Annotated in this window: 15 protein-coding genes; 6 read left to right on the forward strand and 9 right to left on the reverse strand. The window is 67.4% G+C overall.

Features of this window, described 5'->3' with window-relative positions; translation table 11 throughout:
- Positions 1 to 362 precede the first annotated feature (362 nt).
- The 4 genes from ACOCEP_RS23410 to ACOCEP_RS23425 all read right to left on the reverse strand — a co-directional run bounded on the left by ACOCEP_RS23410 (position 363) and on the right by ACOCEP_RS23425 (position 1,956).
- Positions 363 to 617: an AMED_5909 family protein gene (locus tag ACOCEP_RS23410; RefSeq protein WP_482331131.1), complete on the reverse strand. Its 255-nt coding sequence runs from the start codon at positions 615 to 617 to the stop codon at positions 363 to 365.
- Positions 614 to 943, reverse strand: coding sequence for a helix-turn-helix domain-containing protein (locus tag ACOCEP_RS23415; RefSeq protein WP_482331132.1), 330 nt, complete (start codon positions 941 to 943; stop codon positions 614 to 616). The genes ACOCEP_RS23410 and ACOCEP_RS23415 overlap by 4 nt, the downstream gene beginning before the upstream one ends.
- Positions 921 to 1,190, reverse strand: coding sequence for a hypothetical protein (locus ACOCEP_RS23420; RefSeq protein WP_482331133.1), 270 nt, complete (start codon positions 1,188 to 1,190; stop codon positions 921 to 923). The genes ACOCEP_RS23415 and ACOCEP_RS23420 overlap by 23 nt, the downstream gene beginning before the upstream one ends.
- A gap of 295 nt (positions 1,191 to 1,485) precedes the next feature.
- Positions 1,486 to 1,956: a hypothetical protein gene (locus ACOCEP_RS23425; protein ID WP_482331135.1), complete on the reverse strand. Its 471-nt coding sequence runs from the start codon at positions 1,954 to 1,956 to the stop codon at positions 1,486 to 1,488.
- A gap of 161 nt (positions 1,957 to 2,117) precedes the next feature.
- Between ACOCEP_RS23425 and ACOCEP_RS23430 the strand changes: the two genes are divergently transcribed.
- Positions 2,118 to 3,029 carry a hypothetical protein gene (locus ACOCEP_RS23430; protein WP_482331136.1) on the forward strand — a complete coding sequence of 304 codons (912 nt, stop codon included), beginning with the start codon at positions 2,118 to 2,120 and terminating at the stop codon, positions 3,027 to 3,029.
- Positions 3,030 to 3,033: 4 nt separating this feature from the next.
- On the opposite strand, the gene ACOCEP_RS23435 is transcribed toward ACOCEP_RS23430, so the two are convergent.
- Together ACOCEP_RS23435 and ACOCEP_RS23440 are read right to left on the reverse strand one after the other, a co-directional pair.
- Entirely contained in the window at positions 3,034 to 3,786 is a 753-nt protein-coding gene (locus ACOCEP_RS23435) for an HAD family hydrolase (RefSeq protein WP_482331137.1), read from the reverse strand.
- A gap of 623 nt (positions 3,787 to 4,409) precedes the next feature.
- Positions 4,410 to 5,339 carry an MFS transporter gene (locus ACOCEP_RS23440; protein WP_482331138.1) on the reverse strand — a complete coding sequence of 310 codons (930 nt, stop codon included), beginning with the start codon at positions 5,337 to 5,339 and terminating at the stop codon, positions 4,410 to 4,412.
- A 138-nt stretch (positions 5,340 to 5,477) separates the two neighbouring features.
- On the opposite strand from ACOCEP_RS23440, the gene ACOCEP_RS23445 reads away from it, so the two are divergent.
- Positions 5,478 to 6,047 carry a TetR/AcrR family transcriptional regulator gene (locus ACOCEP_RS23445; protein WP_482331139.1) on the forward strand — a complete coding sequence of 190 codons (570 nt, stop codon included), beginning with the start codon at positions 5,478 to 5,480 and terminating at the stop codon, positions 6,045 to 6,047.
- A gap of 192 nt (positions 6,048 to 6,239) precedes the next feature.
- Here the strand turns inward: ACOCEP_RS23445 and ACOCEP_RS23450 are convergent, their stop codons facing one another.
- Positions 6,240 to 7,814 (reverse strand): solute symporter family protein, encoded by a 1,575-nt coding sequence (locus ACOCEP_RS23450; protein ID WP_482331140.1) that lies wholly within the window; start codon positions 7,812 to 7,814, stop codon positions 6,240 to 6,242.
- On the reverse strand, positions 7,811 to 8,233 hold the full coding sequence (locus ACOCEP_RS23455) for a DUF485 domain-containing protein (RefSeq protein ID WP_482331141.1): 423 nt from the start codon (positions 8,231 to 8,233) through the stop codon (positions 7,811 to 7,813). The genes ACOCEP_RS23450 and ACOCEP_RS23455 overlap by 4 nt, the downstream gene beginning before the upstream one ends.
- Before the next feature lie 969 nt (positions 8,234 to 9,202).
- Here ACOCEP_RS23455 and ACOCEP_RS23460 point away from each other — a divergent pair.
- From ACOCEP_RS23460 to ACOCEP_RS23475, 4 genes are read left to right on the forward strand one after another with little or no spacing between them, the layout of a single operon-like run.
- The gene (locus ACOCEP_RS23460; protein WP_482339800.1) at positions 9,203 to 12,616 is read left to right on the forward strand and encodes a sensor histidine kinase; all 3,414 of its coding nucleotides are present in this window, start codon (positions 9,203 to 9,205) and stop codon (positions 12,614 to 12,616) included.
- On the forward strand, positions 12,613 to 13,065 hold the full coding sequence (locus ACOCEP_RS23465) for a roadblock/LC7 domain-containing protein (RefSeq protein ID WP_005166055.1): 453 nt from the start codon (positions 12,613 to 12,615) through the stop codon (positions 13,063 to 13,065). The genes ACOCEP_RS23460 and ACOCEP_RS23465 overlap by 4 nt, the downstream gene beginning before the upstream one ends.
- A gap of 7 nt (positions 13,066 to 13,072) precedes the next feature.
- Positions 13,073 to 13,819: a DUF742 domain-containing protein gene (locus ACOCEP_RS23470; protein ID WP_482331142.1), complete on the forward strand. Its 747-nt coding sequence runs from the start codon at positions 13,073 to 13,075 to the stop codon at positions 13,817 to 13,819.
- 28 nt (positions 13,820 to 13,847) lie between these two features.
- Positions 13,848 to 14,411 (forward strand): GTP-binding protein, encoded by a 564-nt coding sequence (locus ACOCEP_RS23475; RefSeq protein WP_007033694.1) that lies wholly within the window; start codon positions 13,848 to 13,850, stop codon positions 14,409 to 14,411.
- A 37-nt stretch (positions 14,412 to 14,448) separates the two neighbouring features.
- On the opposite strand, the gene ACOCEP_RS23480 is transcribed toward ACOCEP_RS23475, so the two are convergent.
- Positions 14,449 to 15,006, reverse strand: coding sequence for a dihydrofolate reductase family protein (locus ACOCEP_RS23480; protein WP_482331144.1), 558 nt, complete (start codon positions 15,004 to 15,006; stop codon positions 14,449 to 14,451).
- Between the last annotated feature and the right edge of the window lie 70 nt (positions 15,007 to 15,076).

Below are 15,076 nucleotides of genomic sequence, written 5' to 3' on the forward strand. Positions count from 1 at the left end.
GCGGGAACCACGATCGGCAGCGGCAGCATCCCCAGGCACGGGGAGCACTTCTCCTCACCCGGCAGCAGCCGAGCGAACCTCTTGCATTCCGTACAGCGCGTTCGGGTGACCCCCGTTGACTCGCACTGCTTGGCATCATTTATCTTCTTCATTGTTCACTGCTCCAGTGGACAGGCGCAGAACCGGAACAGGTTGGTAGCCAAGGGCCGGTTCTGCGTTTTATAGGGACACTTTTAGTCACGTGGGGACGCGTTTATCCGTCACGCGTCCCCACGCGTGAAAATTTCGATATTCAGTTTCCCTGCTCAATGATCATTTGTGCAGATGCTCACGCTCCTTGAACACGCGCAGCGCACCGCCGTCTAGCTGCCATCCGCTTTCTGTTCCTGGATCCTCGCTTGCAGTTCCTCGGCCTTGGCGTCCTCGTGTGCGACCCAGTACCGAATCTCGTGATGATGGAACCTGTCTACATCGGACACAGCCCTGTACATCCTTGCGTTGGCCTGTCGCCATTTCAGCCAGGTTGCGAGACTCGCGTCAGGTAGTGGTCGAGTGGACGCCGCGACGTGGTGCGCATCCTTGAGTGTTTGCGGCTCATTCCTGTCCGGAGTCGTCATCGCAACTCTTTTTGTGCCGCGCGGTGCTCTCGCTCCCTAACGACCCAGTTGAACAATTGTTCGCGCGGCATCTCCAAGGCATCCGCCAGCCGCATGATCGTGGGAACGTACGTCAGATGCCTCACGCCGCGCTCAATCTGGCTCAACGTGGACACGCCCATGCCAGCCTTGTTCGCGGTCGTCTGGAGAGTCCAGCGATGCCAGAGCCGAACGCGCGACACCAGTACCCCAAGCGGCACGTATCGTCCTTGGTCAACGTCCGGCGTCTTGAACGGCGCGACCTTCTTTGGCATCGTTTGCGGTTCAAACCTGCCCGGAACCGTCATCACAGACCCCGTTCCGTGCGCGGCTTTCGAGCAGCACTGCTAGCTCGTCCGCGCAATCGCGGAGTCGGCGAAGGAAGGCGGCCCGATCCAGCCAGGCGCCCCGGTCGTCCGGCGGCCTGATCATCAGCAGGCCAGCCGTGCCCGACAGCACCAGCGCCGGTGGCGACCCCGGACCCGAACCAGTCTCCTCCACCGTCACCTCGTCCCACGGGCTGATCACCCACGTTGGGCCGAACCCCTCCCGCATACTCGTCACCTCCCGCCCTGCGTTCCCACTCCCGTGCTTGTTCTTCGAAGGCTTGCGCGGCCGAGCCCACGGCGGCGACTACCCACCACGGCTGATCAGGGTCACCGGCAAGAGCGCGCCAGGCGTGCGCGACTGACCACGACACCGCCGCCATCTCCCGCGCCACATCCGGATTCGTGCCCCGTGACCGAGCCACCGCGTCCGACGCGTCCCGATAGGCGCGGTAAGCCGCCTCCCACGCTGACACCTGCTTGTTCGGCATCACGACACCACTTCCCTTTAGAAGTCGGTGCCGTCACGCGGCCTTGGCCGAGGACTCACCAGCCGTCGACCGAGGCGCCTTTCCGCCCGAAGACGAGCCTGTGCCACTCGCCGCCGCCTTGAACCCGGTAGCGCGGAACACATAGGCCAGGTACTTGAACTCACCCTGCCCGGCCACCTTCGGTTCTGCCGTCAACCCGTCCAGTTCCACCGGCCGCATCCCCGGCATCACCTCAGCCGTTGTCGGCACCGGCTGCACATCAGCCAGGAGCGTGATCTCAAACGAAGCACGCTTCGCCTTCGTCTCACCCAAATCCGTCGCCATGAACTTCCACTGCCGCTTTCCAGTGGTCTCGTCGATCCGCTGCCGCACCGGCCGCCCCTGCGCCTTGTCCTCACGCGACTGGTACTCGTTGTCCGGCGACACCTCGCCAACCATCACCAAGCCCTGCGGAAACGCATCGTCGTGCTCAACGCTGAATCGGATGCCCTTTTCGATCGCCATATCGTGTTGAACCTTCCCGCTTGTCGGATACGCCTTTACCGGCGTACCTACAACAATCGGCCAAACGAGTGTCCCGTCACGACACCGTCTCGGTCTCACCTCAGAGCGTCTAGCACTCACTTGGTCTCGTCTTGTCTCGTCCCCTGTGTTAGATTGGTCTCGTGACCACCGACACAGCCGCCGCCCCGGAAGCCCGACCAATCGTCCTCAAGGTCCTGCTTCGGGGACGGCACTTGCAGAGCTACCGCGCGTTCTGTCGCGAGTACGACAAGGTGGCGGCCACTCTGGATAAGGCCCTGCGAGGTGGCTACCCCAGCAAGGCGCAGTTCTATCGATGGTTGTCCGGTGAACTCGTCGGCCTGCCCTACGCCGACCACTGCCGGATCCTTGAAGCAATGTTGCCCGGCTGGCAGGTCGAACAGCTCTTCGAGCCACACGACGGCGGAATCGAATTCGTTCCCGAGCCGCCGAGTGCCAACTCGGAGCCGCCTATCCCAGCGATCAGCCAGTCAATGGATGCTCCCGCCAACCAGCCAGCAGACATGGTTGCCCTCTACGCGCACCGGGCGAGCGTTCCCAAACAGCTCTGGATGGACCTGCTCGCCGGAGCGCAAGAGCGAATTGACCTGTTTGCCAATGCGAGTCTGTTTCTGCCGGAAGACAACCCGGATGCAATTCAGATTATCAAGAGTAAGGCAAAAGCCGGTGTCAAGATTCGAATCTTACTCGGCGATCCCGAGCAGCCCGCGATGGAGCTACGCGGCAAAGAAGAACGTCTTTTCGAAGGGCTCGTCGGTCGTATCAGGATGGCGCTTGCCTACTATCGGCCCTTAGTTGGCATTGATGGAATCGATTTCCGGCTACATGGAACGTCGCTGTACAACTCGATATTCCGGTATGATGACCAGATGCTCGTAAACCAGCACATTTACGGCACCTATGGGTACATAGCCCCTATTCTTCACCTTCGGAAGTCACCCGAGGGGGACCTTTTCGACACCTACATGAAGAGTCTCAACCTGGTGTGGGACGAGGAAGCGTACGACATTCGGGACGTGCGGGCCGAGCAGTAAGACGCTACGCCGGACTTATTCCTGCTCGGACGCGATGCAGCACGCCCAGGAATCGATCCAAGTCTGACAGGTCTTCCAGGACGGCGTCCGCGCCAGCCGCAGAGAGTTCGTCTACGCCGTAGATCCCTGTGGCAACAGCAATAATCTTCGCGCCACCATCATGTGCAGCCTTGATATCGAGCAGCGTGTCACCGACCAGCACTGTCGACGTCTCGTCGAAGGTGCGGTCGTATTTCCGCTGAACCTTCCCGCGTGCCGCACCGACCAAATTGGACCGAACTACATCATCGGAACCGTAGCCGCCGACCTCCAGGTCCACCCACTGCTCCAGGTGAAACGGCGATAGCTTGGCTAGCGCGTTCGGAGCGATGTTGCCGGTAAGAACTGACTGCACAACACTCGGAACAGTCGACAGCAACGTGAGTGCAGCCACGACGCCCGGCAGGACGTGGCCGAGGCGAGGAAGGTCCGGAGCGTTCCGCTCCATCGCCTTGATAAGAGGCTCCTCGAACTGCGAGATACTGGTGTACCCCTCGACGTCTACCGAGTTCGCCGCCAGCAGCTCACGCATGATCTGAAAGTCCGTCCGGCCGTCAGTCTGTGGACGCACCTCCGGCGGACGTCCGGTCAGCAGCTCGAACGCGGAGGCATACGTCGCCTTACTTACTCCGCCGTTCTCGATCAGCGTGTGGTCGACGTCCCACAGCACAAGCGTTTCCGGCAGCGACGCGGCCACGTTCTCCGGGCTCTCAGTCATGCGGCCATACTTCCACATCCGCGTAGCCAGCCAGGCCATGTGTTGCCTGCCGAATTTGGCTCTATGGGATCAAGGCGCCGCCGTTGGCGGCGCGCGGGTCACCACCCGTTCGGCGGGCTACGCCCCAGAGGCGACGCCGGCCTCCCGCTCCGCTCCGGCAGGCGCCGCCGGGCGAGCCCGCCGCAGGGCAGCACCCGCAGCGCGCCGCCAACGACGACGGAGACGTAGGAGCCATACGGCGAGATCACCCGACCCGCCCAGCCGACGTGCAGTGGTCACGTGGGGTCCCTCGCTTCTCAGCGTCTTACGCCGAGCCGCCCGCATCAAGGCGGGAAAGCGTGCCTTGACACGACCGACTCAGCGCAAGGCGCGGCAGGGGCAAGGGAAGCGGGGGCGAACAGGCACCCGGGCATCTCAACCGCCGTCGTCGACTCACGGGAGGTCCCAGGATGAAGCAGGCAGGCCGTCAGCTCAGCCCGAACCAAACGGCTCTGTTCAGCCTCTTTGAACTTGCTCGCTGGTCCGAGGCAGCGACCAGCGCCAGGCCGTCTACAGGCCGTCAGACGTCCGGACAGGACCAGACCCAACCGGACACAACCAGGGCAAAAGAGCAGATCAGCGGCCTACGACGTGGTTGGCGCGCTGGTCTGCTTTTTGCGGAAGAAGAACATCGACATCATCGCCATCGGCCCGAGGAAGAAGTTGACGTAGGCCGCGGCACGGTCGCGTTCGGCGAACAGGCGCAGGGGGATCAGCGGTTCGCGCACCCTGGTCTCGATGATGAGGAACGCGGCCAGCAGTGCCAGCCCGGCGGCGAGACCGCCGAGGGTGATCGTGTCGCCCCAACCGTGCGAAGCGGCGTGGGTGAAGGCGAACACGAGCGAGCCGACACCGAGGGTGCCGGTGAACGCGCCGGGCAGGTCCAGCCGGGCGCGCCGCCGGGGAGGTTCGGCGACGTACCGGGCGGTGAGCAGCACGATCGCGAGCCCGAACGGGACGTTGATGTACAGCGCCGCCCGCCACGAGATCCATTCGGTGAGCAGGCCGCCGAGCAGCAGGCCGATCGCGAAACCGCTGCTGGACATCGCCGAGAACAACGCCAGCGCGCGCACCCGGGCCTTGGCTTCGGTGAACGTGCCGGTGATCAGCGCCAGCGTGCTCGGCCCGGCGAGCGCGGCGCCGACGCCCTGCGCGACCCGGGCCGCGATCAGCAGTTCCGCCGAACCGGCGAGCCCGCCGAGGAGGGAGGCGGCGGTGAACACGGCCGTGCCGGCGACGAACGTCCGGCGGCGGCCGAACAGGTCGCCCGCCCGGCCGCCGAGGAGCAGCAAGCCGCCGAAGACCAGGCTGTACGCGGTCATCACCCAGGACAGGCCAGTGTCGGTGAAACCGAGTTCGGACTGGATGCGGGGGAGCGCGACGTTCATCACCGTCGCGTCGAGGATGAGCATGAGCTGGCAGGTCAGGATGAGGGGGAGGACCAGCCGGTGCGGAGGTGGTGGGGCCCCGGCCGTTTCGGGCCTAGGCTCGGCACGCAGGGTTCGCTCGGTCAAGGAATACTCCGAAGACGTAACGAGATGAAGCGGAGAGACTCTCCACTTGAGGTCGTGAGCGATGATATGGAGACACTCTCCGCTTACGCAAGTGAATTCGGAGAGCTTCTCCGTTTTCGTCGCCCCGAGGAGGTGCAGATGGTCACGGCCGATCCGGCCCGCCCCATGCGCGCGGACGCGCGGCGCAACTACGAGCGCATCGTGGCCGTGGCGAAGGAGGCGTTCACCGCCGACGGTGTGGACGTGCCCGCCGACGACATCGCCAAACGCGCCGGTGTCGGCGCGGGCACGTTGTACCGGCATTTCCCGACCCGCGACAAGCTGATCGAGGCCGTCTACCGCGACGAGATCGACGGGCTGGCGCAGCAGGCGTACGACCTGCTCGACGAACTGCCGCCGGGGAAGGCGCTCGAGACGTGGCTGGCCACGCACGTCATCTACGTGGTGGAGAAGCACGGGCTCGCGATGACGCTGAAGGCGTCCGTCGACGCGGGCTCCGAGGTCTTCGGCTGGTGTCAGGCACGGTTGCGGGCCGCGGCCGACACGATCGTGAAGGCGGCGCAGGACGAGGGAGCGCTCCGGGCCGACGTCGCCGGTGTCGACATCCTGCGGTTGGGCCACGGGCTGGGGTCGGCCGCGAGCAAGGCTTCGGAGGAGGACACGAAGCGGCTTCTCTCGATCGTGCTGGACGGCCTCCGGGTGCCATGAAGGGTCCTTGCGAATTCTGCAAGGACCCTTCATCGCGCGCGTCGGGAGGTGCCGCGCGGTGGGTGGCCGGCTGGAGCGCAGCCCGCGCGCCGGCGACCAACGCCGGTGTTGCGAAAGCCACTTTCGCAACCCTCAACGTTGCGAAAGTGGCTTTCGCAACGTGTCGTGGGGGTCGCGACTCGCCGGTGCGCGTCAGGAGCCGATCCCGGTGAGGGACCGCACCTCCATCTCCGCGTGCTTGACCGGATCGGCCTTCGACCGGCCGACGAACGTGCCCACGAACCCGCACAGGAACGAGAACGGGATCGACACCAGGCCCGGGTTCTTCAGCGGGAACCAGTGGAAGTCCACGCTCTTGATGATCGAGTCCGCCGCCCCGGACATCACCGGCGAGAAGAACACGAGCACCAGGCTGGCGATCAACCCGCCGTAGATGCCCCACAGGGTGCCGGTGGTGTTGAAGCGTTTCCAGAACAGCGAGTACAGCAGCGTCGAGAGGTTCGCCGACGCCGCGACGGCGAACGCCAGTGCCACCAGGAACGCGATGTTCTGCCCGTTCGCCAGGATGCCGCCGACGATCGCGAGCGCCCCGACGGCGACCGCGGTCAGCCGGGCGACCCGGACCTCCGCGGCCGGTTCCGCCTTGCCGCGCTTGAAGATGTTCGCGTAGACGTCGTGCGCGAAGGACGCCGAAGCGGTGATCGTCAGTCCGGCGACGACGGCGAGGATGGTCGCGAAGGCCACCGCCGAGACGACGCCGAGCAGGACCGTGCCGCCGATGTTCAGCGCGAGCAGCGGTGCCGCCGAGTTCTCCCCGCCGGGCGCGTTCTTGATCGCCTCCGGGCCGACGAGCGCGGCCGCGCCGAAGCCGATGACCAGCGTGCAGAGGTAGAAGATCGTCATGCACGCGGTCGCCCACACGACCGAACGCCGCGCCTCGCGCGAGTTCGGCACCGTGTAGAAGCGCATCAGCACGTGCGGGAGCGCGGCGGCGCCGAGGACCAGCGCCAGCGCCAGCGAGACGAAGTCGAGCTTCGTGACCTCGCTCTTGCCGTACGAGCCGCCCGGCTCCAGCAGTTCGTCACCGAGCGGGCTGTTGTCGGCGGCGGCCGCGAGCAGGTTCGAGAAGCTGAAGCCGAACTTGCCGAACAGGAACACGGTGATCAGCGCGCCGGTCAGCAGCAGGATCGTCGCCTTGATGATCTGCACCCACGTGGTGCCCTTCATCCCGCCGACCAGCACGTACAGCACCATGATGACGCCGACGACACCGATCACCAGCGCCTGGCCGATACCGCCGTGGATGTCCAGCAGCAGTGCCACCAGGCCGCCGGCGCCCGCCATCTGCGCGAGCATGTAGAAGAAGGAGATCACCAGGGTCGACGTCGCCGCCGCGGCGCGCACCGGGCGCTGCTTCATCCGGAAGCTCAGCACGTCGCCCATGGTGAAGCGGCCGGTGTTGCGCAGCAGTTCCGCGATCAGCAGCAGATCGACCATCCACGCGACGAGGAACCCGATCGAGTACAGGAAGCCGTCGTAGCCGTGGATCGCGATCGCCCCGGCGATACCCAGGAACGACGCCGCCGAGAGGAAGTCACCCGAAAGCGCGATGCCGTTCTGCCGCCCGGTGAAGGCGCTGCCCGCGGCGTAGTAGTCCGAAGTGGACGAGTTGCGCGTGCTGACGCGGTACACCACGTACAGGGTGATCGCGACGAAGAGCGCGAACACCGCGATGTTCAGCACCGGGTCGTTGTCGGGGATGCTCATCGCTCACCCGCCCCGACGGAGGCCCGCAGCGCTTCGACCTTGGGGTCGAGCCGCTTCTTCGCGAACTTCAGGTAGGCGATCGTGATCAGGATCGTGCTGGCGAACTGGCCGAGCCCGAGCAGCATGCCGACGTTGATCTCGCCCCACACCTTCCGGCTCATGAAGTCGTGCGCGTAGGCCGCCAGCAGCACGAACGTCATGTACCAGGTGAAGAAGAGCAGGCTCATCGGGAACACGAACCGGCGGAAGGTCTTGCGCAGCGAGACGAACTCCTTGCCGTGCTGGATCCGGTCGAAGTCGGGACCGGTGGCGCGCGGTGGCGGGGGAGCGGGCTGGCGCTCGCGGACGAACAGCGCGGGCATCTGCCCGGTGTCCTCCAGGGCGTTGCTCGCCGCGTAAGGACGCGCGACGTCGGGCATGGGTTCCTCCGGGGCTTGCATCCGTGGCGCGGTACGGGGAGCGCACATACTAACTACGGCTTCACCCGGTCTGAATAGGCGACCCCGGTTCCGCGAAGGCGTGAACCGGTATTCGGTTTTACCTTCCTTTAGTGTTTCCGGAAATCGTTTCGGCCGGAATGAACCGGCTTTATCACTCGTCATAGTGAGCGGAGTTGTCACGCGCCGTTGTCGCCCGAACGGCCCACTGCGGCAAACGAAGGACGACGACCACGCTCTGTCCCTCGTTGTGGTGACAGATCGTAGTTTCGCTACCCGGGTGGCGCGGGTTCCGATACCGTGCCCGCCATCCCGGCCCGGGGAAGATCCCCCGCTTGACCGGGCGTCTCGAAAGAAATCACCATGTCGGGCGACATCGAACCGGCTTGGGGGGCAAGGCCACAACATCGGGCACATATTTGGGCTTGACCCACCCGTTGGGGGCACGGAAAGTAGTTCGTCCGGGCGACGTGGCTACGGTACGTAGGCTGATCGGGTGATTAGGGCACCCTGTGTATCCGCGCAACCCGTAACCGGAATTCCCTCGATTGTGCCGCGCGGACGGTTTTCCGGGCCCGCGGATCGTTCGGACGCACGCTTTTCGCTGGTCAGCACCCGTGTACTGAACGGAATTGACGGCACCCGGATTGGTGTACGATTCTTTGGCCCGGCTGACCCGCAGTGATCGATTGGCAAAGAAAAGTTGATCTCGACGACCATGCACTTCGCAGGTTGCGACCTGCACGTGCAGGTGCAAGAACTCCCGACGCGGACCGGTGTACCCAGTGACACCCGGATCGCCGGACGGGTTCCCTCACGTCACGATCGATCACGCGGTCAGACCGGGGCCGAGTTCCCCGCAGGCGGGTACGTCGCGGGAACGCACGCCTCAGACCGTGCCAGGACGCCGGACAGGGAGTCACCTACGTGACCGTTGCAGGAGAAGGCCAAGTGCCGGTCGGGGAGCTGCTGGGACGCACTCCCCGGCCATCTCGGTGGGCCACCGGCTGGCGCGCGCTCGTGCGCTGGCGGGACTGGAGCCTGCCGGTGAAGCTGTCGGCCGTGACGCTGGTGCCGATCCTCATCGCGCTCGCGCTGGGCATCGCCACCATCGCCGGCCAGGTCGGCCGATCCGACGGCTACCAGCGGCTGGACCGGCTCGTCGCGCTGAGCGGGCACATCCGCACCCTCGCCGACGGGCTCGGCCGCGAACGCACGCAGTCCGCCGCGGGGCTGACCACCGGCACCGTCGGCGGGACCCTGGAGCTCGCGTCGGCGCGCGCCGACGTCGACACCGCCATCCCGCTCTACGGCGCCGCCGCGACCCGTGCGGTGGAGAACGAGCCGTCGCTGCGTCAGGCACGTGAAGCGGCCGCGGCCCAGCTCGACAGGTTGCCCGACATCCGGCAGCGGGCCTCGTCCGGCCAGCTCGACCCGGTGCAGGCGATCGGTGAGTACACCGACGTCACCACCGCGCTGCTCGCCCTCGACACCGCGCTGGCGGCCGGTGCCGGCCAGGACGTCCTCGGTGGCACCCCGACGGCGCTGCACGACCTCGCCATGATGAAGGAACAGCTGTCGCTCAGCCAGGCCCTGGTCTCCTTCGGCATCGCCCGGTCCAGCCTCGCGCCCAGCGAGCTCGACCAGGTGCGTACCGCCGAACTCCGGCTGGCCGACCGCCTCACCGACTTCCGTGCCGCCGCTTCGGAACGGCAGCGCCAGGAGTTCGGCGCCGCCGTCACCGATCAGGCGATGGAAAACCGTGACAGGCTCGCGAAAACCGCCCTCGGCGAGCAGGGAACCCCGTCCGCGCAAGCGTTCCGGTCGTTGTCCGCGCAGGGCTGGACCGACGCCTCGACCGCGGTGATCGGCAAGGTCGGCGAGGTCGCGAACAAATTCGGCGCCGAGACGAGCGCGGTGTCGGCCGAACTGGTCGACGACGCCAGCAGCGGCGCGGGTCTCCTCGCGGTCCTGCTGTTCGGCGCGATGGTGCTCGCCGTCGCCGTCGTCTTCCTCATCACGCGTCAGCTGCTGCGATCGCTGAAGGTCCTGCGCGCCAGCGCCCTCGACGTCGCCGAGAAGCAACTGCCCGACGCGGTCCGCAACATCCAGGAGGGGCGTTCGCAGGGCACCGACGTGCGGCCGGTCCCGGTCGGCGGCGACGACGAGATCGGTGAGGTCGCCAGGGCCTTCGACAAGGTGCACCACCAGGCGCTGCGCCTGGCCACCGAGCAGGCCTCGATGCGAACCGGCTACAGCAACGTGTTCGTCAACCTCTCCCGCCGCAGCCAGAGCCTCGTGCAGCGGCAGCTCCAGCTGATCGAGCGGCTGGAGCGCGACGAGGAGGACGCCGATCAGCTCGCCACGCTGTTCCAGCTGGACCACCTCGCCACCCGGATGCGGCGCAACAACGAGAACCTGATGGTCCTCTCCGGCGCCGAGCCGGGCAGGCGCTCCGGGCAGCCGGTCTCCGCCACCGACGTGGTGCGCGCGGCGGTGTCCGAGATCGAGCAGTACCAGCGGGTCACCGTGCAGAGCCCGCCGCCGGTGCGGCTGGTCGGGTACGCGGCCAACGATCTGATGCGCCTGATCGCCGAACTGCTGGACAACGCGACCGCCTTCTCCGCCCCGGAAACCCAGGTGACGGTCGCGACCAGGCTCGTCGAAGACGGCTCGTTCGGCATCGACATCCTCGACAAGGGCATCGGCATGAACGAGGCCGAGGTCGCCGAGGCCAACGCCCGGCTCACCGAGGCACCCAACGTCGACCTCACCACTTCCCGCCGGATGGGCCTGTTCGTGGTCGGGCGGCTGGCGAGCAGGCACCGTATCGGTGTCTCGCTGCACGGCGGCAAGGACATCGTCGGCGTGCGCGCCACCGTCTCGGTCCCGGCGGATCTCGTGATGGCCCCGCCCGGGGGAGACCCCGGCCCCGCCACCGGTCCGATCACCCAGCGCCTCGCGCCGCTGCCGCCGCAGCAGCCGGGCGGCCTGCCCCGGCGCCAGCGGCCCGCGAACGGTTCGCGTCCGGCGATGCCGAGCGTCCCGTCGCAGGGCGGCGAGCGGTGGCCGTCGGCAGGCGATCTGGCCGGGCACACCAAATCCGGGGTCAACGGGCACGGCCCCAAGGAGACACGGCCGCCGTCCGATCTGGAGATCTCCGGAACGGCGCTGTTCAGCCCGATCCCCCAAGAAGAGACGACACCGCCGCCCGCTCCGGAACCCCGCCGTCCCGAACCGGAGCCCGCCGCCGAACCCGAGCCGGTCGCCGAGGAAGCGGAGAAGCCCGCCCCGGCGGAAGGCGATCTGCCCAGCGGCAAGGAGCTGTTCGAGGCCAAGAACACCGCTGCGACCTCCACCGGGACCGCGCTGAGCGAATGGTGGAGCCAGGCGACCACGCCGCCTGCCGCACCGGCGGCGCCCACCGCAGCGCCCAAGTCGGAGACGACGCCGATCTTCGACGAGATGTTGTCGGCGTGGTTCCGTTCGCCCGCGCCCGCTCCGGAAAAGGCGGGGGAGAAGCCCGCGGCCGAGAAGGAGAAGCCGGGGGCGAAGGAAGCCGAAGAGAAGAAGACGGCCGAGCCCGCTCCGACCGCCGAGCAGGAGGCCCGCACCTGGGATTTCGCCAGCGACAAGGCCTTCCGCACGGTTCAGGAGGTCTCCCAGAACGCTCCGTCGACGTTCACCCAGGCCGGGTTGCCGCGTCGCCGCAAGGGCGAGCAGCTTCTGCCGGGCAGCGCGGCGTCGTCGGTCCCGGCCGCCGAACCCGCCGCCAAGTCGGAGCTGCCGGTTCGCGACCCGGCGAACGTGCGCGGCAGGCTGAGCAGCTTCCAGCAGGGCGTCAAGCGGGGCCGCAAGGCCGCGGCGGACAAGGCCGCGCCGGCCGCCGCCGAGCCCGCTGCCGCCCAGCCGGACACGAAGCCCGAGGCGCCGAAGGCACCCGAGCCCGCGAAGGCGGCGAAGGCGGCGAACACATCGGAGACGGCCGCGCGCCCGGCGGCCCCGCCCGCCGCGCTGCCGAGCAGGAAACCGCAGGCAGCGAGCCCGGAACCGGAACCGGTCGCCGCCACCGAGCGGACGGACGCCTGGAACTTCGGCTCCGACGAGGGCTGGAAAGCCGCCCAAGCGGTGTCCCAGTCCGTGCCCTCGCGGATGACTTCGGCAGGATTACCCAGGCGCCGTCGCGGGGAGCAGCTGCTCCCGGGCAGCGCGGGACCGCCCGCCGGGGCGGTCACCCCCCGACCACAGCGAGACGCGCACGACGTGCGCGGTCGCCTGAGCAGTTTCCAGCAGGGCATCCAGCGCGGACGGCACCACACAGCCCAGGCGACCGAAGCCAACCACGAAACCCTGGAGGGTGAATGACCTCGCCGAACCCGGCCCAGCCCCAGCAGAACCAGTTCGGGTGGCTGGTGAACGACTTCGCCGAGCGGGTACCCGGAGTGGCGCACGCCGTGGTGGTGTCGGCTGACGGCCTCCTGCTCACCGCGTCCAGCAGGCTCCCGCTGGACCGCGCCGACCAGCTGGCCGCCGTCGCGTCCGGCCTGGTCAGCCTCACCCAGGGCGCCGCGCGCTGCTTCGAGGCGGGCGCGGTCAACGAGACCGTCGTCGAGATGGAACTGGGCATCATGGTGCTGATGTCCATCAGCGACGGCTCCTGCCTGGCCATCCTCGCCGCCCCGAACTGCGACATCGGACAGGTCGCCTACGAGATGACGATGCTCGTCGATCGCGTCGGCCAGATCCTCACGCCGGAACTTCGCGCGCAATTGCAGGGCGCCGGTGGGTCGCTGATCGGCGAACCGGTGGGATGATGTCCCGATGAGCACCGGGTCCGGATCCTTCGGCGAACCGCCGGGGACGGGTGAACACCAGCCTCCGCACGCGGGGGCTGGCCATGCTGCCGGTTCCCGGGACGACGGCACCTTCGCCGACGTCCTGAACGGCTTCACCCTGGATTCGGGACGTGGTCGTCGGAAGCGCAAGAAGAACAAGCACCCTCAGGATTCCCAGGCGGGCGCAGCAGCCGCCGCCGGGGAATCGGCAGTCCCGCAGCCGACCGATCAAGGAGACCGCGTGACCTCACTTGCTTCTCCACCCGACAGCGGCGCAGGCGCCGTCGGGCCGAGACCAGGTGGTCTGTTCGACCCGGGGCCACCCAGTGGCGAGTTCATCATGCCCGCCGTCTTCGAGCAGGCGCCGTCGCCGCTCGAGGAGACGGCGATCGTCCGTCCCTATGCCCTCACCGGGGGCCGGACCAAGGCGAACTACGCTCTCGAGCTGGAGACCCTCATCTCCACCAAGGACCACGTCGCCGCGGGTAGCCTTCCCGCGATCGCCGCGGACCAGATCGAGTGCGTTTCGATCATCGAGGAGTGCCGCACCCCGCGTTCGGTCGCCGAGATCGCGGCGACCCTGCGCGTGCCGCTGGGTGTGGCACGCGTGCTGATCAGCGACGCGGCGGACGCGGGGCTGGTCAGCGTGCACAAGACGATTTCGGGCAATGACGGCGCCGAGGCACATCTGGTGTTGATGGAAAGGGTTTTGAGTGGACTCCGTCGGCTTTAAGGCACCGCGGGAAACCGCGCCCCCGACCATGACATCCGCGAAGATCGTCGTGGCGGGTGGCTTCGGTGCGGGTAAGACGACCTTCGTCGGTTCGGTGTCGGAGATCGTCCCGCTCACCACCGAGGCGATGATGACGGACGCCAGTCGGGGGATCGACAACCTCGACCAGACGCCCAACAAATCGACCACCACGGTCGCGATGGACTTCGGCCGGGTCTCCCTGGACGCGGACCTGATCCTCTACCTGTTCGGCACCCCCGGGCAGCAGCGGTTCTGGTTCATGTGGGACGACCTCGTCCGCGGCGCGATCGGCGCCGTGGTGCTGGCCGACACGCGACGGCTGGCCGACTCGTTCGCGCCGATCGACTTCTTCGAGGACCGGGGCCTGCCCTACATCGTCGGGGTGAACACCTTCGACGGCATCCTCGAGCACGACATCAACGACGTGCGTGAAGCGCTGTCGATCGACCCCAACATCCCGATCGTCCGCTGTGACGCGCGGGAGCGGGAGTCGACGAAGCAGACGCTGATCACGCTGGTCGAGTACGCGATGAGGCAGTGGATCGCCTTGCGGGCGAGCAACGCGAGGTGAACCTGACGGCGGCAGCGTAGGGGCTGCCGCCCAGGTTTCACGCCTTTTCGTAGGTCAGCAGTACCGCGCGCCCGTCCATCGTCCGGGTGCCGGTCAGCCGCAGGCCGGCGCGCACGCCGCCGCCGAACACCTGCTTGCCGCCGCCGAGCACCACCGGGTGCACGACGACGTGGAACTCGTCGACCAGGCCGTGGTCGGCGACCGCGGTGGCCAGTTCTGCCCCGCCCATCAGCAGCAGATCCTTGCCGGGCCTGCCCTTGAGTTCGGTCACGCGTCCGGCGAGGTCGCCGCCGATCACCTCGGTGTTCCAGTCCGCCTCTTTCAGCGTCCGGGAGAAGACGACCTTCGGCGTCTTGCGCCAGACCGGCGCGTACGCGAGATCGTGCGGGTGGTCCGAGATCTCTTCCGCCCGGGGCCAGTAGGACGACATCATGTCCCAGACCCGCCGTCCGTAGACGAGGGTGTCGGCGCGGTCGGTGAGCTCCTGCGAGTGGGCGGACAGCTGCGGGCCCATCTCGGCCCAGTCGAACTCGCCGCCCGGGCCTTCGACACGGCCGTCGAGCGAGGTGTGGACGGCGTAGACGAGCTTGCGCATGGCTTGATCCCTCCGGTGTGGCGCCCGCCTTCCGGGCGCCGGACACCGAGGGGTCGGAGCGGCCGAGGAG

The sequence above is a fragment of the Amycolatopsis sp. CA-211722 genome (assembly GCF_056828465.1).